This is a genomic window from Pseudarthrobacter sp. NS4, assembly GCF_024758005.1.
Lineage (GTDB): Bacteria > Actinomycetota > Actinomycetes > Actinomycetales > Micrococcaceae > Arthrobacter.
This window is the reverse complement of record NZ_CP103288.1, coordinates 2598186-2617308: the sequence shown is the minus strand read 5'-3', so window position 1 is coordinate 2617308 and position 19123 is coordinate 2598186. Positions and strand designations below refer to the sequence as shown.

Below are 19123 nucleotides of genomic sequence, written 5' to 3'. Positions count from 1 at the left end.
CATGAGCCGCCACACACTTTCCGTTCTGGTTGAAGACAAGCCCGGCGTCCTGACCCGGGTTGCGAGCCTCTTCGCCCGCCGCGCCTTCAACATCAACTCCCTGGCCGTTGGCCCCACCGAAGTCCCGGGCATCTCCCGGATGACCGTGGTGGTCGACGCAGACGGCGACCTCATCGAACAGGTCACCAAGCAGCTCAACAAACTGATCAACGTCATCAAGATCGTTGAGCTGACCCCCGAATCTTCCGTACAACGCGACCACATCCTGGTTAAAGTACGTGCGGATGCCGCAACACGCCTGCAGGTGACCCAGGCTGCAGACCTGTTCCGCGCCTCAGTGGTCGACGTATCCACCGATTCCGTCGTCATTGAAGCAACCGGCCACCCCGAAAAGCTCACGGCACTGCTCTCAGTGCTGGAGCCCTTCGGCATCCGCGAAATCGTGCAGTCCGGCACCCTGGCCGTTGGACGGGGATCCCGCTCCATGAGTGACCGGGCGCTGCGTTCCGCCTAGGAACATCACCTGGCGGAACCTCCGCGCCCGCAACCGCACCACCAACACACCTATCTAGAAACCACTCAAGAGGAGTTACGCAAGTGACTGAAATGTTCTACGACGACGACGCCGACCTGTCGATCATCCAGGGCCGCAAGGTCGCCATCGTTGGCTATGGCTCACAGGGCCATGCCCACGCGCTCAACCTGCGCGATTCCGGCGTCGAGGTTGCCATCGCCCTCAAGGAGGGCTCAACGTCGACCGCCAAGGCCGAGGACGCAGGCTTCACGGTCAAGAACGTTGCCGACGCCGCCGAATGGGCCGACGTCATCATGATCCTGGCGCCGGACCAGCACCAGCGCTCGATCTTCAACGACTCCATCAAGGACAAGCTGACCCCCGGCAAGGCCCTGGCCTTCGCCCACGGCTTCAACATCCGTTTCGGCTACATCCAGGCACCGGAAGGCGTTGACGTCATCCTGGTCGCCCCGAAGGCTCCGGGCCACACCGTGCGCCGCGAATTCGAGGCCGGCCGCGGCATCCCCGACATCATCGCCGTCGAGCAGGACGCTTCGGGCTCCGCCTGGGACCTGGCCAAGTCCTACGCCAAGGCCATCGGCGGTACCCGCGCCGGGGTCATCAAGACCACCTTCACCGAAGAGACCGAAACCGACCTCTTCGGCGAGCAGGCTGTCCTCTGCGGCGGCGTGTCCCAGCTGGTCCAGTACGGCTTCGAAACCCTGACCGAAGCCGGTTACCAGCCGCAGATCGCCTACTTCGAGGTGCTCCACGAGCTCAAGCTCATCGTTGACCTCATGTGGGAAGGCGGCATTGCCAAGCAGCGCTGGAGCGTATCCGACACCGCGGAATACGGCGACTACGTCTCCGGCCCCCGCGTCATCACCCCCGAGGTGAAGGAAAACATGAAGGCAGTCCTGGCTGACATCCAGTCCGGTGCCTTCGCCAAGCGCTTCATCGAGGACCAGGACAACGGCGGCGTGGAGTTCAAGGAGCTGCGTGCCAAGGCCGAGCAGCACCCCATCGAGGGAGTCGGCCGCGAGCTGCGCTCCCTGTTCTCCTGGCAGCAGCAGGACGTGGACTACGTTGAAGGGTCAGCAGCCCGCTAAGGCTGCAGGTTCCTTCCCCCGATAAAGGGCAACGTGAGGCCGGGTTCACACTTAACAATGTGAGCCCGGCCTTTCCGTCGGCCTAGACTTGTTTCCATCCCCAGGACTGCAACGCAGAGGATCAGCCGTGTCAAAACCCGTAGTACTGCTCGCCGAAGAACTTTCCCCCGCCACCGTCGATGCCCTCGGCCCGGATTTCGAAATCCGCCAGACCGACGGTTCCGACCGTTCACAGCTGCTCTCGGCGATCACTGACGTTGACGCCATCCTGGTCCGTTCCGCGACCCAGGTCGATGCTGAAGCCATCGCCGCCGCCAAGAACCTCAAGGTCATTGCCCGCGCCGGCGTGGGACTGGACAACGTGGACATCAAAGCCGCCACCCAGGCCGGCGTCATGGTGGTCAACGCCCCCACGTCCAACATCGTCTCTGCGGCCGAACTGACCGTGGGCCACATCCTTAGCCTGGCCCGCCACATTCCGCAGGCCAGCGCCGCCCTCAAGGACGGCGAATGGAAGCGCTCCAAGTACACCGGCATCGAACTGTTCGAAAAGAAGATCGGCATCATCGGCCTCGGCCGGATCGGTGCGCTCGTTGCGGCCCGCCTCAAGGGTTTCGACACCAAGATCCTTGCTTACGACCCCTACATCACCTCCGCCCGCGCAGCGCAGCTCGGCGTGCAGCTGGTCACCCTGGACGAACTCCTGGCCCAGTCCGACTTCATCACCATCCACATGCCAAAGACGCCGGAGACGGTGGGCATGCTCGGCGCCGATGCTTTCAGGAAGATGAAGAGCACCGCCTACGTGGTCAACGTTGCCCGCGGTGGCCTCGTTGACGAGGAAGACCTTTACACGGCCCTGCAGGCCGGTGAAATTGCCGGCGCCGGCGTTGACGTTTTCGCCAAGGAGCCCAGCACCGACCTGCCGTTCTTCAAGCTGGACAACGTAGTGGTGACCCCGCACCTCGGTGCCTCCACCGACGAAGCGCAGGAAAAGGCCGGCGTATCCGTGGCCAAGTCAGTCCGGCTCGCCCTGGCAGGGGAACTGGTACCTGATGCTGTCAACGTCGCCGGCGGCGTCATTGCCCCCGATGTCCGCCCGGGCATCCCGCTGATCGAAAAGCTGGGCCGCATCTTCACTGCACTGACCCACGACTCCCTGACCCAGTTCGACGTCGAGGTAGCCGGTGAAATTTCCTCGCTCGACGTCAAAGTCCTGGAACTGGCCGCACTGAAGGGCATCTTCGCCGACGTCGTGACCGAGCAGGTCTCCTACGTCAACGCCCCGGTCATCGCCGAACAGCGCGGCATCAACGTCCGCCTGATCACCACGCCGGAAACCGAGTCCTACCGCAACGTCCTGACCCTGCGCGGCGCCCTGAGCGACGGCAGCCAGATCTCCGTGGCCGGCACCCTGACCGGGCCCAAGCAGATCCAGAAACTGGTGGGCATCAACGGCTTCGAAGTTGAAATCCCCATCAGCGAGCACCTCGTGGTGGTTGGCTACACCGACCGTCCCGGCGTCATCGGAACCATTGGCCACATCCTGGGCATGAACAACATCAACATCGCCGGCATGCAGGTGGCGCGCACGGACCAGGGCGGCCAGGTGCTCGCTCTGCTGACCATCGACAGCTCCGTGCCGCAGCAGGTACTCGACGCCATCAAGGCAGGCATCGGTGCCGAGCTGGTCCGGGAAGTGGACCTGGAGGACTAGCCCCAGGTCCGGGAAACGCCGTACCAACGGCCTCCGCTCGGCGCGCCCCGCCGGGGCCACGTATGATTGGCCGGTCTGCTTACAATGGCTTCGTCCTGGTTCAGGACAGTGCCGGCAGGCCGGCCAATACCTTTTGCACATCCGTTAGCTAATCGCCCATGTCCGCCCCCGCCGGACACGAATGTGCGCACGCAATCCAGGTTTCAGGGAGTTCAATGAACGCCGTCCAGAGGTTCATCAGAAGCAAAGTGCTGCTGTTGACCGCGGCCATCTTGATCGCAGCCATGTGCTTGTCGGTCCTCGTCCAAAGCCAGTCGCAGGCTGCACTCAACCGGACAGTGGATGAAAATTCACGGGGACTCTATGACGTCCTGGTCCAGGCGAAGGCGCCCTCCGCGGCACTGCTGCAGCCCGAAATCGCCAACGGCACCGGCGGCATCAGCTTCGAGCAGCTGGACTCGATCAGGAAGCTTTCCGGAACGTCGGTGGCCGCCCCGATCAGCCTGGTCTCCCGCGTAACCCAGAACCTCGAGGCCCCCCGCCTTGACGCCATGGACTACCTCGGCTACAACGCCGGGCTGGCCGGGACCGCAACGGCAGACCAGTCCGCCGGCGCCACTGCTCCGGACAAATGGCCCGCAGCCGAATCCGTGTTGAGCGACGAAACCAAGACGTACCGCCTCACTGCCAGCGCCGTGAGCTCCGACGGCGTCTCCGAACAGACGCTGTTCAAGTCCACTGCCGAAGGGAGCCTCGGCAAGGCAAAGCTTGTGGAGGAAAAGGCCGTAGGCGGCAGCAGCATCCGGATCGCCGCGCCCGCTGGGGAAACAGGCATCAAGTTCCCCGCCCCGGCCGGCGGCTCGGAACACAACCTCTTCAACCTGTCCGTGTCCCTGCCGCTTGCCCCCGAGGTGACCGAATCGGTGGTGGCCGTGGACCCCGCCGCCGAGCGTGCCCTGCTGGGTTCGGCCGGTGACTTCCTGGCCCCGCTGGAAAAGGCCCCGCCCGCCGATGCCCGGGATGCAGGAGCCATTGGCCGCTACTTCGAAGGCCTGTTCACCAACGGCATCGGCCTCGACCAACTGGAGGAGGGGCCGGACTTCCTGGGCGTCAAGCTCAAGTACTGGGCACCTTTGATGACCCAGTACCAGCAGGCAAAGCGAACCGGCCAGCTGACGGCCGACTCGCAGGCGATTCCGCTCATCGTCCGCTCGGGCACTTCCCTGGACCTGAAATACAACGTCAAGATCGAAGAGATCGACGACGCCGGCAAGGTGGTCAAAGAGGTCGGAACGGTGTCCCGGTCGCTGGACAAGGACTACCTGCCGTTCGTGTCCAAGGATCCGTTCGTGCTGTCCTGGCCCGGCTCCACCGACCACTCGTCCCTCCTGGGCAGCAGCGGCAACTTCAACCAGGGCCTCTACACCCCTGCCAAGTGGAGCACCGACTTTGCTGCCGCCCCAAAATACACCGACGGGGAGACCGCAGCCAACGGCGCCGTGGACAAGACTGCTGTTCCCGGCGAGTGGGTCACCGTAAACCGGCTGCCCGAAAAGAGCGCCAACGGCGCCCCTGTTGACCAGACCCAGCGCGAACCCGTGGACGAGCGGTCCTACCGCGAAAACCTGTCCACGGGGGAGCAGGCGGCAGCTCCGCTTGCCATGGTCTACGGAACCTTTGATCCCGCCGCCGTGGCCGAGGCCGCCGGTGACGTCAACAAGCTGCCCCTCGGCGGCTACGATCCCACTCCCTTCACGCTGGTCAAGGATGCTGACGGCAAGGACGTACCCGCCACGGAACTGGAGCCCTCCCTGAGCGCCACCGGCCTCGCCAGCCAGTCCGCCGGCGCCATCACCGACTACTACGGACTGGCCGCTGCACGCGGATACACCGAGAACGCGGACGTCATCGACGCCGTCCGTGTCCGGGCCAAGGCGCCGGGCAGCTGGAAGCAGGCGCAGCCGGACGTGGAGAAGCTCGCCAACGACATCCGCGCGATGGGCCTGGAAGCCACCATCGTGGCCGGCTCGGCGCGTGAGGACGCCAGCATCTTCGTCCCCGGCTACTCCAAGGACGACGCCGGCAAGGAATCCGCCCTGGGTACTGTTCAGCAGTCCTGGGTCCGGCAGAACGCGGCGGAGGCGGTCACGGGATCGCTGTCCGGAACCAACGTCACCCTGCTCTTCCTGACCCTGTGCGGCGCAGCACTGCTGACCGGAGCGTCAACGGTGAGCTACATCCGCAAGCGCCGAAGCGAGGCGGGCACCCTGCGGGCCATGGGCTGGACGCAGCGGCGCATCCGCAGCTGGGTGCTGGAGGAATTCGGCGTCGGAGCAGTACTGCTGGCAGTGGCGGGCATTGTACTCAGCCTGGTCAGCTGGAGCCTTTCAACGGCCCTGGTGTCTGTCGCCGTGCTGGTGCTCTACGCAGGCGCGGCCCTCTTCGCGGCACAGCAGCTTCGCCACCGCGACGTCATTGACCAGGAGCCGCAGCACGACGAGCGGCTTATTCCGGTGGACTCGCCGCTGACCTTCGCCAACCGCCAGCTGGGCACCAACAAGTTCAACACGCTGTCCCTGGCCGTCGCCGTCGGCGTCTTCGGTGCCGCCGTGGGCGGGCTGATCGCCCTGCTGATCGACATCCCGCGCGCAGCAGGTGCCAGCGCGCTGAGCGGCCTGGCCGCCGCCAGCGTGGCATTGCCGAGCATCCTGCTGGCATTGGCCGGGGTTGTGGTGGGCCTGGTCCTGACACTCGTGACCGGCCGGTTTGAACTGAATGCCAAGCGGCAGTACCTGAGCATCCTTGAAGCCATGGGATGGAACCCGGACATGCTCCGCCAGGTCCGGCTCTTTGAAAACGCGCTGGTGGGAACCGTGGCCCTGCCGCTGGGCGTGCTGGGCGCCCTCGGCATCGGCCTCCTGCTCGCCCCCTATGCCGCCCTGTGGGCAGCCGTCGCCGGCCTCGTGGCTGTACTTTGCTGGATACCGATTGCAACGAAAGTGGTCCAATGACAAACCCGACCAATGTCCACCGGAGCCGCCGGGGCGGCTCCGGTGAGGTTCCCCTGCAGACCCGCGCCAACACCATCGTCAAGGCGGCCGACCACGCCACCCCGCTGGAACTGAGCGGCATCACCATCCGCTATGGCGGCGGCAAGGGCGGTGCTGAAGCAGTCAGCGTTGTTGAGGATTTCGACCTCACCCTGCACGCCGGCGAAATGCACTGCGTCGCCGGGCGGAGCGGCTCCGGCAAGACAAGCATCCTGACCGTCGGCGCAGGCCTCACGCTGCCGACCTCGGGGCGCGTCTTCTGGGAAGGCGATTCCCTTGAAAGCATGGGCGACGACGAAATCGCCGACCGCCGTCGTGCCCTGATCGGTTATGTGGACCAGGGCGGCGCCCTGATTGACGGCATGAGCGCCCTCGAGAATGTGCTCCTGCCGGCCGTTCCCGACGGCGAAGTGGACCAGCGGCGGGACATGGCCAAGGACCTGCTGGACCTGGTGGGCCTCGGCCGCCGGATGCGGCACCGTCCCGCCCAGCTGTCCGGCGGTGAACGCCAACGGGTCGCCATCGCACGTGCCCTGATCCTGGGCACCAGGGTGCTGGTGGTGGACGAGCCGACCGCCAGCCTGGACCGCGCTTCCGCCAACCGCATCATCAGCATCCTGAAAGACACCACGTCCGACGGAATTGCCGTGCTGGTGGCGTCACACGACCACGAACTTGTCCGGCTCAGCGATACCCTGACTGAACTGATCTAGCCCGTCCCTCCGCACCGAAGGTAACTGTCCGCACGTGACTGCTTCAGAGAAAACGCCGTACTACATCACCACGGCCATCACCTACCCCAACGGCGTGCCGCACATCGGGCACGCCTACGAGTACATTGCCACCGACGCCATGGCGCGCTTCAAGCGGCTCGACGGCTATGACGTGATGTTCCTGACCGGCACGGACGAGCACGGCATGAAGATCGCCCAGACGGCCGAGAAGGAAGGCATCACGCCCAAGGAGCTGGTGGACAGGAACGCGGAGGTCTACAAGGCAGCACATGCCGCCCTGGGGATCACTTATGACCGCTTCATCCGGACCACTGATGAGGATCACTACGCCGCGTCGCAGGCCATCTGGAAGAAGATGGAAGCCAACGGCGACATCTACCTGTCGAAGTACGAGGGCTGGTACTCCGTCCGGGACGAAGCGTTCTACGGCGAGGACGACACCGTGGTCAAGGACGACGGCGTGCGCTACACGAAAGAGAGCGACACCGAGGTTACCTGGACGGCGGAGGAGAGCTACTTCTTCCGGCTCTCCGCCTACCAGGACAAGCTCCTGGCCCTCTACGAGACACAGCCTGAATTTGGTGCCCCCCATTACCGGTTCAACGAAGTGATCAGCTTCGTCAAGCGCGGGCTGGAGGACCTGTCCATCAGCCGCACCAGCTTTGACTGGGGCGTGCCCGTCCCCGGCAACGACAAGCACGTAATGTATGTCTGGGTTGACGCGCTGACCAACTACCTCACCGGCGTCGGCTACCCGGACGTTGAATCGGAGAAGTTCCGGAAGTACTGGCCGGCCGACGTCCACATCATCGGCAAGGACATTTCGCGCTTCCACGCCATCTACTGGCCGGCGTTCCTCATGAGTGCCGGGCTGGACCTGCCCAAGCGGGTGATGATCCACGGCTTCCTCCACAACGCCGGCGTGAAGATGTCCAAATCACTTGGCAACGTGGTGTCCCCGGCGGACTTCGTGGCGCAGTACGGCCTGGACCAGGTGCGCTTCTTCTTCCTCCGCGAAGTTCCCTTCGGTGCCGATGGCAGCTACAACCATGACGCAATCGTAGGCCGGATGAACGCGGACCTCGCCAACAACTTCGGCAACCTCGCCCAGCGTTCCCTGTCCATGGTGGCCAAGAACTGCGGCGGCATGGTTCCCACGCCCGGGGCATTCACCGCAGCGGACCACGCCATTCTGGCGCAGGCCGGCGGGCTGCTGGAGGCCGCACGGTCGGCATTCGGGAAGCAGGAATTCAGCCGTGCCCTCGAAGCCATCTGGGGCGTCCTGGGTGACACCAACGCCTACTTCGCGGAACAGGCGCCCTGGGTGCTGCGGAAGACCGACGTCGAACGCATGAACACCGTGCTGTACGTGACGCTTGAGGTGCTGCGGATCGTGGCCATCCTGGCCCAGCCGGTAATGCCCACCGCCACGGCCGCGCTCCTGGACAGCCTGGGCCAGCCTGAAGGGGAAGCACGCCAGTTCCCGGCAATCGCGACGCCCATCGTGGCCGGGACAACGCTGCCGGCACCGTCACCGGTGTTCCCCAAGTATGAGGAGCCCGCGGAGGCTTAGCCCTTGACCCTCTCTCACTTTCTGTAGGTTTTTCGCGAACGCTCTCTCACCCCTGGACCGATGGTGAGAGAGCATTCGCTGTTTTCCTGCAGGAAGTGAGAGGGCGTCCCCGAGGCGTTCGCATCTTGAGACGGCTTGACCAGCATATGGATGACTTGGCTACCCTGAAACCATGAGCGCATCTTCCATCGATCTGGCAGTTATTCCCGGCGACGGCATTGGCCCCGAGGTGATTGCCGAGGCAGTCAAGGTCCTCGCGAAAGCCGTGGTGGCGCAGGGCGTCGAGCTCAAGCAGACGCACTACAAGCTCGGTGCCGAGCATTGGCTGGCCACCGGGGAGACCCTGCCGGACGAAGTCCTGGCGGACCTGCGGACCCGCGACGCGATCCTGTTCGGTGCAGTAGGTGCAGCCCCGGGAGACACCAGGATCCCCTCCGGCATCATCGAACGCGAGATGCTGCTCAAGCTCCGCTTCAGCCTGGACCACTACGTCAACCTGCGGCCCTCCCGGCTTTACGGAACGGTGGGCAGCCCCCTTGCCAATCCGGGTGTCATCGACTTCATCGTGGTCCGGGAAGGCACCGAAGGCCCCTACGTGGGCAACGGCGGCACCCTGCGTGCCGGCACTCCCCACGAAGTTGCCACCGAAGTGTCACTAAACACGGCCCACGGCGTGGAGCGGGTAGTGCGGGACGCGTTCCGCCGTGCCAGCGCAAGGGAGCGCAAGCACGTCACCCTGGTCCACAAGCACAACGTCCTGGTCTTCGCAGGACAGCTGTGGAAGCGCACGGTGGAGGCCGTGGCCACCGAATTCCCGGACGTCACCCACGACTACCTGCACGTGGACGCCGCCACCATCTTTATGGTCACGGATCCGTCCCGCTTCGATGTGATCGTCACCGACAACCTTTTCGGCGATATCCTCACCGACCTCGCCGCAGCCATCACCGGCGGCATTGGACTGGCAGCTTCAGGGAACATCAACATGGACCGCACAGCGCCCTCCATGTTTGAGCCGGTCCACGGTTCGGCGCCGGACATTGCCGGCCAGGGCAAGGCGGACCCCACAGCCGCCATCCTGTCCGCTGCCCTCCTCCTGGACCACCTCGGCTACACCACGGCGGCCCGCAGGATCGAAGCGGCAGTGGTGGCCGACGTCGAAAAGCGCGACGGCGGCCCCCGCACCACGAGTGCCGTGGGAGATGCCATCGCAGCTGGGCTCTAACCCGCGCTAGGGCCGCGGGCAACGGGCGTAAGCTTGTGTCGAATCACCAAATGCCGCCTTGCCGTTCAGCGCTGAACCCGGGGCGGCCGATCGTGGAGGAACCATGACTCAGACCGCCCATGGCGTCGAATTCAGCCAGCAGCTTTCGGCCAACCCGAAGTCTGCTGAAGAGCGTGCAGCCATCCTGGCAAACCCGGGATTCGGCGACCACTTCACCGACCACACCGCCATCGTCGACTACAGCGTGGACGCGAACGGCAACGGCGGATGGCACAATCCCCGGGTTGAGGCCTATGGCCCCATCACCCTTGACCCATCCGCTGCTGTGCTGCACTACGGCCAGGAGATCTTCGAAGGACTCAAGGCCTACCGCCACGCCGACGGCTCCATCTGGAGTTTCCGCCCGGAAGCCAACGCCGCCCGCCTCAACAAGTCCGCCCGGCGGCTGGCCCTTCCGGAACTGCCGGCAGAGTACTTCCTTGGAGCCATCCGCGAACTGGTGGCCGCAGACAAGGAATGGGTTCCGGCCGGCGACGGCGAAGCCCTGTACCTGCGGCCGTTCATGATCGCTACCGAGGCCTTCCTGGGCGTCCGTGCCGCCCGCGAAGTTTCTTTCCGCGTGATCGCCTCGCCCGCCGGCAACTACTTCGGCGGCGAACTCAAGCCGGTGTCCATTTGGATCTCGCGCGAGTACGCCCGGGCCGGCCGCGGCGGGACCGGCGATGCCAAGTGCGGCGGCAACTATGCCGCTTCGCTCATCGCGCAGCAGGAGGCCGAAGCCAACGGCTGCAAGCAGGTTCTCTTCCTTGACCAGTTCAACGACAATGCCGTCGAGGAACTGGGCGGCATGAACGTCTTCTTCGTGATGAAGGACGGCTCGCTGGTCACCCCTGCGCTGACCGGCACCATCCTCGAAGGCATTACCCGGATGTCCGTCATTCAGGTGGCCAAGGACATGGGCCGCGACGTCACCGAGCGCAAGATCACCCTTGATGAGTGGCGTGAAGGCGTTGCCTCGGGTGAGATCGCAGAGGTTTTTGCGTGCGGTACGGCTGCCGTCATCACGCCCATCGGGGTGCTGAAGGACGCCACTGAATTCATCGGCTCCGAAGACGCCACGGCAGGGGAGACCACCATGGCCATCCGCCAACGGCTGCTGGGCATCCAGACAGGCGCGGTCCCGGACACCCACGGGTGGCTGACGCGCCTGGCCTAGCCGGGCTTCACATCCACGAAGAACGACGGCGCCTGCCGGGCTTTTGCCCGGCAGGCGCCGTTTGCGTGAGCGTTAGTCCAAAGCCTGTCTTGCTGCCGACGCAGGGGTCAATGCAAAGATGGACCGGTGACCCCAGCTTCCGGCCCCATCCTGCAACGCAGCTCAGACCTGACGCAGTTCATCCTGGCCCCCAACCCCGGACCGATGAGTCTGGAGGGAACAAATTCGTACGTGCTTCGCGCGGCGGGTTATCCCGGTGCTGTCGTAGTGGATCCGGGACCTCTGGACGACGCCCACCTGCGGGCACTTGCCGCCGGCCCGGTGGAGTTGATTCTCATTACCCACCGCCACGCGGACCACACTGCAGGTGCTGCCCGCCTTCATGAACTGACAGCTGCCCCGGTCCGTGCTGCCGATCCCGAGCACTGCCACGGCGGCGGCGAACCCCTGCAGGACGGTGTGGTGATCCATGCTGCCGGAGTGGGCATCACCGTGCTGGCCGCGCCCGGCCACACGTCCGATTCGCTGTGCTTCCTCCTTCCCGACGACGGCCCCCACGGATCAGTGCTGACCGGCGACACCATCCTGGGGAGGGGCACCACCATGCTTGACTACCCGGACGGCACCCTGGGGGACTACCTCGCCACCCTGGACAGGCTTGAGGCGCTCGGTGCGGCCACCGTCCTGCCGGCACACGGGCCGGTGCTGCCCTCTGTGGAGTCCATTGCCCGGGATTACCGCCTGCACCGGCAGGAGCGGCTCGGCCAGATCCGGGCGGCGCTGGACCAGCTCGGCCGGGACGCCACCGCGGGTGAGGTGGCTGACGTGGTGTATGCCGACGTCGACCCTTCCGTCCGGCGGGCGGCTGAAACGTCAGTGGCCGCCCAGCTTCACTACCTGCGCGAAGAAGGCGGGCAGGGCTGACCCTTCCGGTGGCACGGACCCGGGAGGCCGGAATCGGCAGCAGCAGACGGGACGGTAGGGTAGGAACCATGCGTATTGTCAGGTTTGTCGTCGATTCTGATCCCCTCTACGGCGTTGTCGAAGGTGAAACGGGCAGTGAGGAAATCACTGTCATCCACGGAGATCCCTTCTTCAATGGCGTGGAGCGCACGTCCGTCCGCCACAAGCTGGAAGACGTGCGGTTGCTTGCGCCCATCATCCCGCGCAGCAAGGTCATCGGCGTCGGCCGCAACTTCGTGGAGCACGCGCATGAACTCGGCAACGAAGTGCCCGCGCAGCCGCTCCTCTTCCTGAAGCCCAACACCGCCGTCGTTGGCCCCAACGATCCGGTTGTGCTGCCGGAATTCTCCGAAGAAGTCTCGTTTGAGGCGGAACTGTGCGTGGTGATCGGCCGGATCTGCAAGGACGTCCCCGAGGAACGCGTGGACGACGTTATCTTCGGGTACACCTGCGGCAACGACCTCACCGCCCGGGACGTCCAGAAGACCGATCTGCAGTGGACGCGCGCCAAGGGCTTTGACACCTCCGCGCCGCTCGGTCCATGGATCGAGACTGAGCTGGACACCGAGGACCTCCAGATCCAGGGCCGCCTCAACGGCGAACTGCGCCAGGACGGCAGCACCAGCCAGATGATCCGCGGGGTCAGGGAACTCGTGTCCGTTGTCTCGCAGGCCTTCACCCTGCTTCCCGGTGACGTCATTATGACCGGCACCCCGGCGGGCGTCGGCCTGGTCAATGCCGGTGACCGTTTTGAAGTGGAGATCGAAGGCATCGGGCGGTTGTCCAACCCGGTCGTCCGCCGCTGACCCCTGGCCGCGCCCTGACGGTTTGGCGCCAGGCGGTAAAGTTGAAGCCACTATGACTACTGCTTCTGCGTCGCCTGCTGCCTCCATCCCGCCCGTCACCCCGGACACCCCCGTTCGCGTCCGCTTCTGCCCTTCGCCCACGGGAACCCCGCACGTTGGATTGATCCGTACGGCCCTTTTCAACTGGGCCTACGCCCGGCACACCAAAGGCACCATGGTGTTCCGGATCGAGGACACCGATTCGGCGCGTGACAGCGAGGAAAGCTACCACCAGCTGCTGGACGCGCTGAAGTGGCTGGGGATTGACTGGGACGAGGGCGTGGAGGTGGGCGGCCCGCATGAGCCGTACCGGCAGTCGCAGCGCAGCGATATCTACCAGGACGTCATCAAGCGGCTTCGTGACGGCGGGTTCATCTACGAGTCCTTCTCCACGCCGGAGGAGATCGAGGCCCGCCACCGCGCCGCGGGACGGGACCCGAAGCTTGGCTACGACGCTTTTGACCGGACGCTGACAGACGAGCAGATCGCGGAGTTCAAGGCCCAGGGCCGTGAGGCCGTCCTGCGCTTCCGGATGCCTGACGAGGACATTACGTTCAACGACCTGGTCCGCGGCGACATCACCTTCCGCGCCGGCTCCGTGCCCGACTTCGCAGTAGTGCGGGCCAACGGCGCTCCGCTGTACACGCTGGTCAACCCCGTGGACGATGCACTCATGGGCATCACCCACGTACTGCGCGGTGAGGACCTGCTCAGCTCCACCCCCCGGCAGATTGCCCTCTACCGGGCCCTCCACGCGGTGGGAGTTGCCCGGTACATGCCTGAATTCGGCCATCTTCCCTATGTAATGGGCCAGGGCAACAAGAAGCTTTCCAAGCGCGACCCCGAGTCCAGCCTGTTCCTGCACCGCGAACGCGGCTTCATCCCCGAGGGCCTTCTCAACTACCTTTCCCTGCTGGGCTGGTCACTCAGCGCTGATGAGGACATCTTCACCGTGGACCAGCTCGTGGAGCACTTCGACATCCACGACGTCCTGGGCAACCCGGCGCGCTTCGACCTGAAGAAGGCCGAGGCGATCAACGGAACCCACGTACGGATGCTCGCTCCGGAGGTGTTCCGTCAACGGCTGGCACCCTACCTGCGCGCCGCGGATCTGGTGGGCGAGATTCTGACTGACCGAGAGGAAGAGATACTCACCGAGGCCGCTCCACTGATCCAGGAGCGCATCACGCTGCTCGGCGAGGCCCCGGAAATGCTTGCGTTCCTCTTCAAGTCCGACGACGCCATCGACATCGCCGATGACGCCCGCAAGGGACTGCCGGAGAACCTGGCCGAAGTACTCGATGCGGCAATCACGGCGCTCGAGCCAGTTGATGAGTGGACCCCGGACAATATCCAGACGGCACTCAAGCAGGCGCTGGTGGAGGACCTCGGGATCAAGCCGCGGCTCGCCTTCGGCCCCGTCCGCACAGCGGTTTCCGGACGCCGGATCTCGCCGCCGCTGTTTGAGTCAATGGTGATCCTGGGCAAGGAATCATCCCTGCGCCGGCTCCGGACCTTCCGCGGCTGATGACTGCTCCCAGTAAGGCACGCACTGGTTTCCTGGAAACGCCCTTCGGGACCGTCCGGGGCATCCTTTTCGACATCGATGACACCCTGGTGGACCTCGAATATTCGATGACAACCGCCTTGCGGGAAGTCAGTGAGCACCTCCTGCCCGGCCTTGACCAGACCGGGTGGGAGCGGTTTGGCCGCATCTTCACGCACGAGACCACGCACTACTACGACCAGTACCTTGCCGGTGAACTGACCTTCAACGAACAGCGCCTGCTCCGGGGCCGTGCTGCCCTGGGGCACTTCGGTGTTGAACTTGGCGAGGGCCCTGAATCGCACCAGTGGCTCAATGCGTACATAGAGAAGCAGCCTGCCTACGTCAAGCCCTTCCCCGACGTGCTGCCCCTGCTCGATGTCCTGGACCGCGCAGGCATCCCCTACGGGGCGGTCAGCAACAATGTCCACGACTACCAGCGGGCCAAGCTCGACAGCGCCGGGCTGGACCGTATTTCGCGGCTGGTTGGCACGGACACCCTCGGCGTGGCCAAGCCTAATCCTGCGATCTACCTTGAAGGTGTCCGCCTCCTGGGGACCCTCCCGTCCCAGACCCTCTACGTGGGCGACAACCGGCTTCTTGATGCTGAAGGCTCTACGGCGGCGGGGCTCCTGGGTGTCTGGCTCAACCGGACGGGCGAGCCGGGGGAGGGGTTCGACGGCGGCATGGTCACCTCCCTGGACCAACTGGTCAGCTAGGTCACACCGCGCCGATTTGTGCGAGCCGAAAGTCTCGGGTAAAGTAATTTCTCGTGCTGAGGGGCACGGAGCGGGGCAAAAGCCCTGAAAACCGGCCCGAAAGTATCATTGGGATATGGTGTAATTGGCAACACTACGGTTTCTGGTACCGTCATTCTAGGTTCGAGTCCTGGTATCCCAGCTCTGGTTTGAGGGCCTGTATCGCCTCAAGGCAGGAAGGTTTCAGGCGGTCCGCCGATTTGAAACCGCAGCGAAGTGTGTGAAACAATCACTGAGCTTGACCAGCGGAAACGCGGTCTGGAAGTACACGGCCCCATCGTATAGCGGCCTAGTACGCCGCCCTCTCACGGCGGTAACGCGGGTTCGAATCCCGCTGGGGTCACCAAGGAAAAGGTCCCGGGCAAACGCCCGGGACCTTTTTTGTTGAGCCGGCAAATGCTGTGCTGATTTAGGGGGAACCGGTCTGAACAGCGCCTGACGGCCGGCCCCAACTGGCATGATGTTTCTGTGACCTCCCGGAACGAGCAGGAATTCCCGCAAGATTCACAATCGGTGCCGCCGGCCTTGGCAGCAGTGACGTTGCTCGAAGAGGTGCGCGCTGATCTGGCCGGCGCCGAGCTGCCGCTTGCCTTGCCGCAGGTGGAGCAGGCACGGCTGGAGGCCAGGAGTGCCGTAGCCCAGCTCGATGACTACATCCTCCCGCGCTACCGCAGCCTCGATGCCCCGCTCCTGGCCGTCGTCGGCGGCTCGACCGGTGCTGGAAAGTCCACGCTGGTGAACGGCCTTGTAGGCCACCCGGTGACCCGTTCGGGGGCTATCCGTCCCACCACCCGCCAACCAATCCTCCTGCACCATCCGTCGGAGGCAGCATGGTTTGAGGGCCAGCGGGTCCTGCCGAATCTGAGCCGGATCAGGGGAACCGTTTCCAGCAGTCCGGTTCCCGCCAGCCGGGCAGGGGCGCTCCCGGACGCCGGCGCAATGAACTCCCTGGTCTTGGTTGCAGATCCGGCGGTCCCCGCGGGAATCGCCGTCCTGGACGCGCCCGACGTCGACTCCATCTCAGACGATAACCGCGCGCTGGCAGCGCAGCTCCTTGCAGCTGCGGACCTTTGGGTATTTGTCACCACCGCGAATCGGTATGCCGACGCCGTTCCCTGGAAGCTGCTCTTAAATGCGGCTTCACGGGACATCATGGTGGCGGTGGTACTGGACCGTGTCCCGCCCGGGGCGGAAATTGAGGTGAGCGATGATCTTCGCAGCCTCCTTGACCGGGAAGGCCTGGGAAGCGCCCAGCTGTTCATCATCCCGGAGGTCGCCCTGGATGAGCTGGGCATGCTGCCTCCCGGTGCGGTCCTCCCGCTGCGCACCTGGCTGGGGGAGTTGGCTGCCGATGCCGCAGGCCGTTCGGACATCGCCCGCCGCACGCTGAATGGGACTGTCAGGGCCCTGGCGGGCCGTGTTTCCGCTGTAGCCCAGGCTGCCCGGGAGCAGCAGCGGGCAGCGGACCATCTTGAAGCGGCTGCCGTTGCCGCCTACCGGGATGCGGCACACCGTATTCTGGACGCGACAAAAGATGGCGCGCTCCTGCGGGGAGAGGTGCTGGCCCGCTGGCAGGACTTTGTGGGCACAGGCGAGTTTTTCCGGACGCTGGAGCAGAACGTGGGGCGGTTCCGTGACCGCGTGGGAGCCTTCTTCCGAGGTGAACCGGCCCCCGCCGTTAGTGTCGAAGCAGCCATCGAAACAGGTTTGCAGGCAGTAATCGTTGACGAAGCGGCGAACGCGTCCGAGGAGACCGACCAGCGCTGGCGCTCAGACCCCGCGGGACGCCACCTCCTGGGAACGGACGACCTGTCCGGAACCACTCCGGGCTTTGAGAACCGGGCAGCCGCTGAAATCCGGGCATGGCAGGAAGCCCTCATGGATCTGATTCGCACCGAGGGCCAGGGAAAGCGAACCCAGGCGCGCTGGTTGTCCTTCGGGATTAACGGGCTGGGCGCGGCATTGATGATCGTCGTGTTCTCGATGACCGCAGGACTGACCGGGCTCGAGGTCGGGGTAGCCGGCGGGACGGCCATTGTGGGCCAGCGGGTGCTCGAAGCAGTCTTCGGTGAGGACGCCGTCCGGCGGATGGCTGAAAAAGCCCGGCAGGACCTCCATGCCCGCTGCCAATTGCTCTTGCAAACCGAGCGGCAAAAGTTCCTGGACCGGCTGCCGGAACGCAATGATGACACCGAGCGGACCCTGGCCACCCACGCAGCTGCGCTGGCACGGCTGGCGGACAACGCATGAGCCGCCACAGCGACACCCGGGATTCTTCCCGGCTTGACCGCCGGCTTTCCGCCCTTGATGACGCCCGGCAGCTCGGCGAAGGTGTCCTTCCGGATGAGTCCCTTCAGGAAGTGTTCACTGTCCTGGAGCGTGCCAGCTCGCGAAGGTCGCTGTCCGGCGACCACACGGTGGTTGGATTCTTCGGCGCTACCGGCAGCGGCAAGTCCTCCCTCTTCAACGCGGTCAGCGGAGCTGAAATCGCGACGGCGGCCGCCCGCCGCCCGACGACGTCCGAACCTTTGGCGGGGGTGTGGGGGGCCGAGGGCAGCGACCCCCTGCTTGACTGGCTGGAGGTCCGTAACCGGCACCACGCCGGAGCCGTGAACGGATTCGCCGATGAGGACACCGGCCTGATCCTGCTGGACCTGCCGGACTTCGACTCCACCAAGGCAGCCAACCGGGAAGTCGTTCAGCGGATGGTTGGCCTCGTTGATGTACTGGTGTGGGTGCTTGACCCACAAAAGTATGCGGACGCAGCAGTCCACAACGACTTCCTGTCGCGCCTGGCGTCCCACGGTGCGGTGACACTGGTGGTCCTCAACCAGGTGGACAGGCTCCCTGAGCGTGACGTGCAGCCTGTGCTTGAATCCTTGCGGAGCATCCTGGCCCGCGACGGACTCGGCAAGGTCCAGGTACTTGCGGCGTCGGCACTGACCGGGACAGGCGTCGAGAACGTCCGGGCTGCCATCCGCACCGTCGCCTCCCAACGCAAGGCCCAGTCGCAGCGGCTCGCTGCCGACGTCACCAAGGCTTCTGCGGAACTGGGCGGGGCTTCCGGTGAGGGAGAGGCCGCCGGCGTCCGGGCGGGGGCAAAAACCCGGTTGACCAACGAACTCGCGGTGGCTGCCAATGTGCCGGTTGTAGTTCGGGCGGTAGGCCAGTCCTACCGGCTGGAGGCTGTCAGGCGTACCGGCTGGCCAGTGACCCGTTGGCTCTCCAGGTTCCGGGCGGATCCGCTGCGCCGGCTTAACCTGCGCAGCACGGCCCCATCGGAGCTGAGTCGGACCTCCCTGCCTCCTGCCGGAGCAGCGGAACGCGCCCGCACGGACGCTGCGGTGCGGGAATTTGCCGACGCCGCCAGCGAGGGAGCACCTGGTCCCTGGCGGGCTGCCATTCGGGGCGCGGCCAAGGAAGGCAGGGAAAGATTGCCTGACGCTCTTGACCAGGCTATCGCCGGAACGGACCTTTCCGCGAACCGCAAATCCTGGTGGTGGGGAGTCTTCAATGTGGTGCAGTGGCTGGCGCTGCTCACGGTGGTGGGCGGCCTTGGCTGGCTCGGTGTCCTGGCGGCCCTGGGCTATTTCCAGATGCCGGTGCCCGAGGTGCCTCGGGTTGAGGGCTGGCCGGTGCCTACGCTGATGATCGCCCTGGGAGTGGTGTTGGGAATCTTCCTTGCCATAACCGGCCGCTTCATCGCGGCGGCTGCAGCGAACGCCCGCGCGGGCAGGGCGCGGAAGCGGCTCAATGCTGCCGTGGCCGCCGTGGCTGAGGAGTTGGTGGTGGAACCCGTTGAGGTGGAAGTCAGCAGGCTTGCCGCCTTCAATGCCGCGCTGAAGAAGGCAGCGGCCGGGTAGCACCACGGCA

General features: G+C 65.1%; 14 protein-coding genes and 2 tRNA genes. All 16 read left to right on the top strand.

What is annotated here, in order from left to right; translation table 11 throughout:
* Position 1: 1 nt before the first annotated feature.
* The 16 genes from ilvN (at position 2) to NXY83_RS12280 (ending at position 19113) form a co-directional block, all read left to right on the top strand.
* Positions 2 to 514, top strand: a complete 513-nt coding sequence (gene ilvN, locus NXY83_RS12355; protein ID WP_079597732.1) for an acetolactate synthase small subunit — start codon at positions 2 to 4, stop codon at positions 512 to 514.
* Positions 515 to 597: 83 nt separating this feature from the next.
* The gene (gene ilvC, locus NXY83_RS12350) at positions 598 to 1623 is read left to right on the top strand and encodes a ketol-acid reductoisomerase (protein WP_258802516.1); all 1026 of its coding nucleotides are present in this window, start codon (positions 598 to 600) and stop codon (positions 1621 to 1623) included.
* Between the two features lie 127 nt (positions 1624 to 1750).
* Positions 1751 to 3340 (top strand): phosphoglycerate dehydrogenase, encoded by a 1590-nt coding sequence (gene serA, locus NXY83_RS12345; protein WP_258802515.1) that lies wholly within the window; start codon positions 1751 to 1753, stop codon positions 3338 to 3340.
* A gap of 215 nt (positions 3341 to 3555) precedes the next feature.
* The gene (locus tag NXY83_RS12340; protein WP_258802514.1) at positions 3556 to 6351 is read left to right on the top strand and encodes an ABC transporter permease; all 2796 of its coding nucleotides are present in this window, start codon (positions 3556 to 3558) and stop codon (positions 6349 to 6351) included.
* Complete coding sequence (locus NXY83_RS12335; RefSeq protein ID WP_258802513.1) at positions 6348 to 7103, top strand: ABC transporter ATP-binding protein; 756 nt, start codon at positions 6348 to 6350, stop codon at positions 7101 to 7103. The genes NXY83_RS12340 and NXY83_RS12335 overlap by 4 nt, the downstream gene beginning before the upstream one ends.
* A 34-nt stretch (positions 7104 to 7137) precedes the next feature.
* Positions 7138 to 8697 (top strand): methionine--tRNA ligase, encoded by a 1560-nt coding sequence (gene metG, locus NXY83_RS12330; RefSeq protein WP_258802512.1) that lies wholly within the window; start codon positions 7138 to 7140, stop codon positions 8695 to 8697.
* A 172-nt stretch (positions 8698 to 8869) separates the two neighbouring features.
* On the top strand, positions 8870 to 9922 hold the full coding sequence (locus tag NXY83_RS12325; RefSeq protein ID WP_258802511.1) for a 3-isopropylmalate dehydrogenase: 1053 nt from the start codon (positions 8870 to 8872) through the stop codon (positions 9920 to 9922).
* 103 nt (positions 9923 to 10025) lie between these two features.
* Positions 10026 to 11138, top strand: a complete 1113-nt coding sequence (locus tag NXY83_RS12320) for a branched-chain amino acid aminotransferase (RefSeq protein WP_258802510.1) — start codon at positions 10026 to 10028, stop codon at positions 11136 to 11138.
* Between the two features lie 126 nt (positions 11139 to 11264).
* A complete protein-coding gene (locus tag NXY83_RS12315) occupies positions 11265 to 12062 on the top strand; it encodes an MBL fold metallo-hydrolase (RefSeq protein ID WP_258802509.1) in 798 nt (265 codons plus the stop codon).
* Positions 12063 to 12130: 68 nt separating this feature from the next.
* A complete protein-coding gene (locus NXY83_RS12310; protein WP_258802508.1) occupies positions 12131 to 12907 on the top strand; it encodes a fumarylacetoacetate hydrolase family protein in 777 nt (258 codons plus the stop codon).
* Positions 12908 to 12959: 52 nt separating this feature from the next.
* Entirely contained in the window at positions 12960 to 14474 is a 1515-nt protein-coding gene (gene gltX, locus NXY83_RS12305) for a glutamate--tRNA ligase (protein ID WP_258802507.1), read from the top strand.
* Positions 14474 to 15211, top strand: coding sequence for an HAD family hydrolase (locus NXY83_RS12300; protein ID WP_258802506.1), 738 nt, complete (start codon positions 14474 to 14476; stop codon positions 15209 to 15211). Before gltX ends, NXY83_RS12300 begins: the two co-directional genes overlap by 1 nt.
* 109 nt (positions 15212 to 15320) lie before the next feature.
* Positions 15321 to 15392, top strand: a tRNA-Gln gene (locus NXY83_RS12295).
* A 128-nt stretch (positions 15393 to 15520) separates the two neighbouring features.
* Positions 15521 to 15596: transfer RNA gene (locus tag NXY83_RS12290), tRNA-Glu, on the top strand.
* Between the two features lie 122 nt (positions 15597 to 15718).
* The gene (locus NXY83_RS12285) at positions 15719 to 17500 is read left to right on the top strand and encodes a dynamin family protein (RefSeq protein ID WP_258802505.1); all 1782 of its coding nucleotides are present in this window, start codon (positions 15719 to 15721) and stop codon (positions 17498 to 17500) included.
* Entirely contained in the window at positions 17497 to 19113 is a 1617-nt protein-coding gene (locus tag NXY83_RS12280; protein WP_258802504.1) for a GTPase, read from the top strand. Before NXY83_RS12285 ends, NXY83_RS12280 begins: the two co-directional genes overlap by 4 nt.
* Positions 19114 to 19123 lie beyond the last annotated feature (10 nt).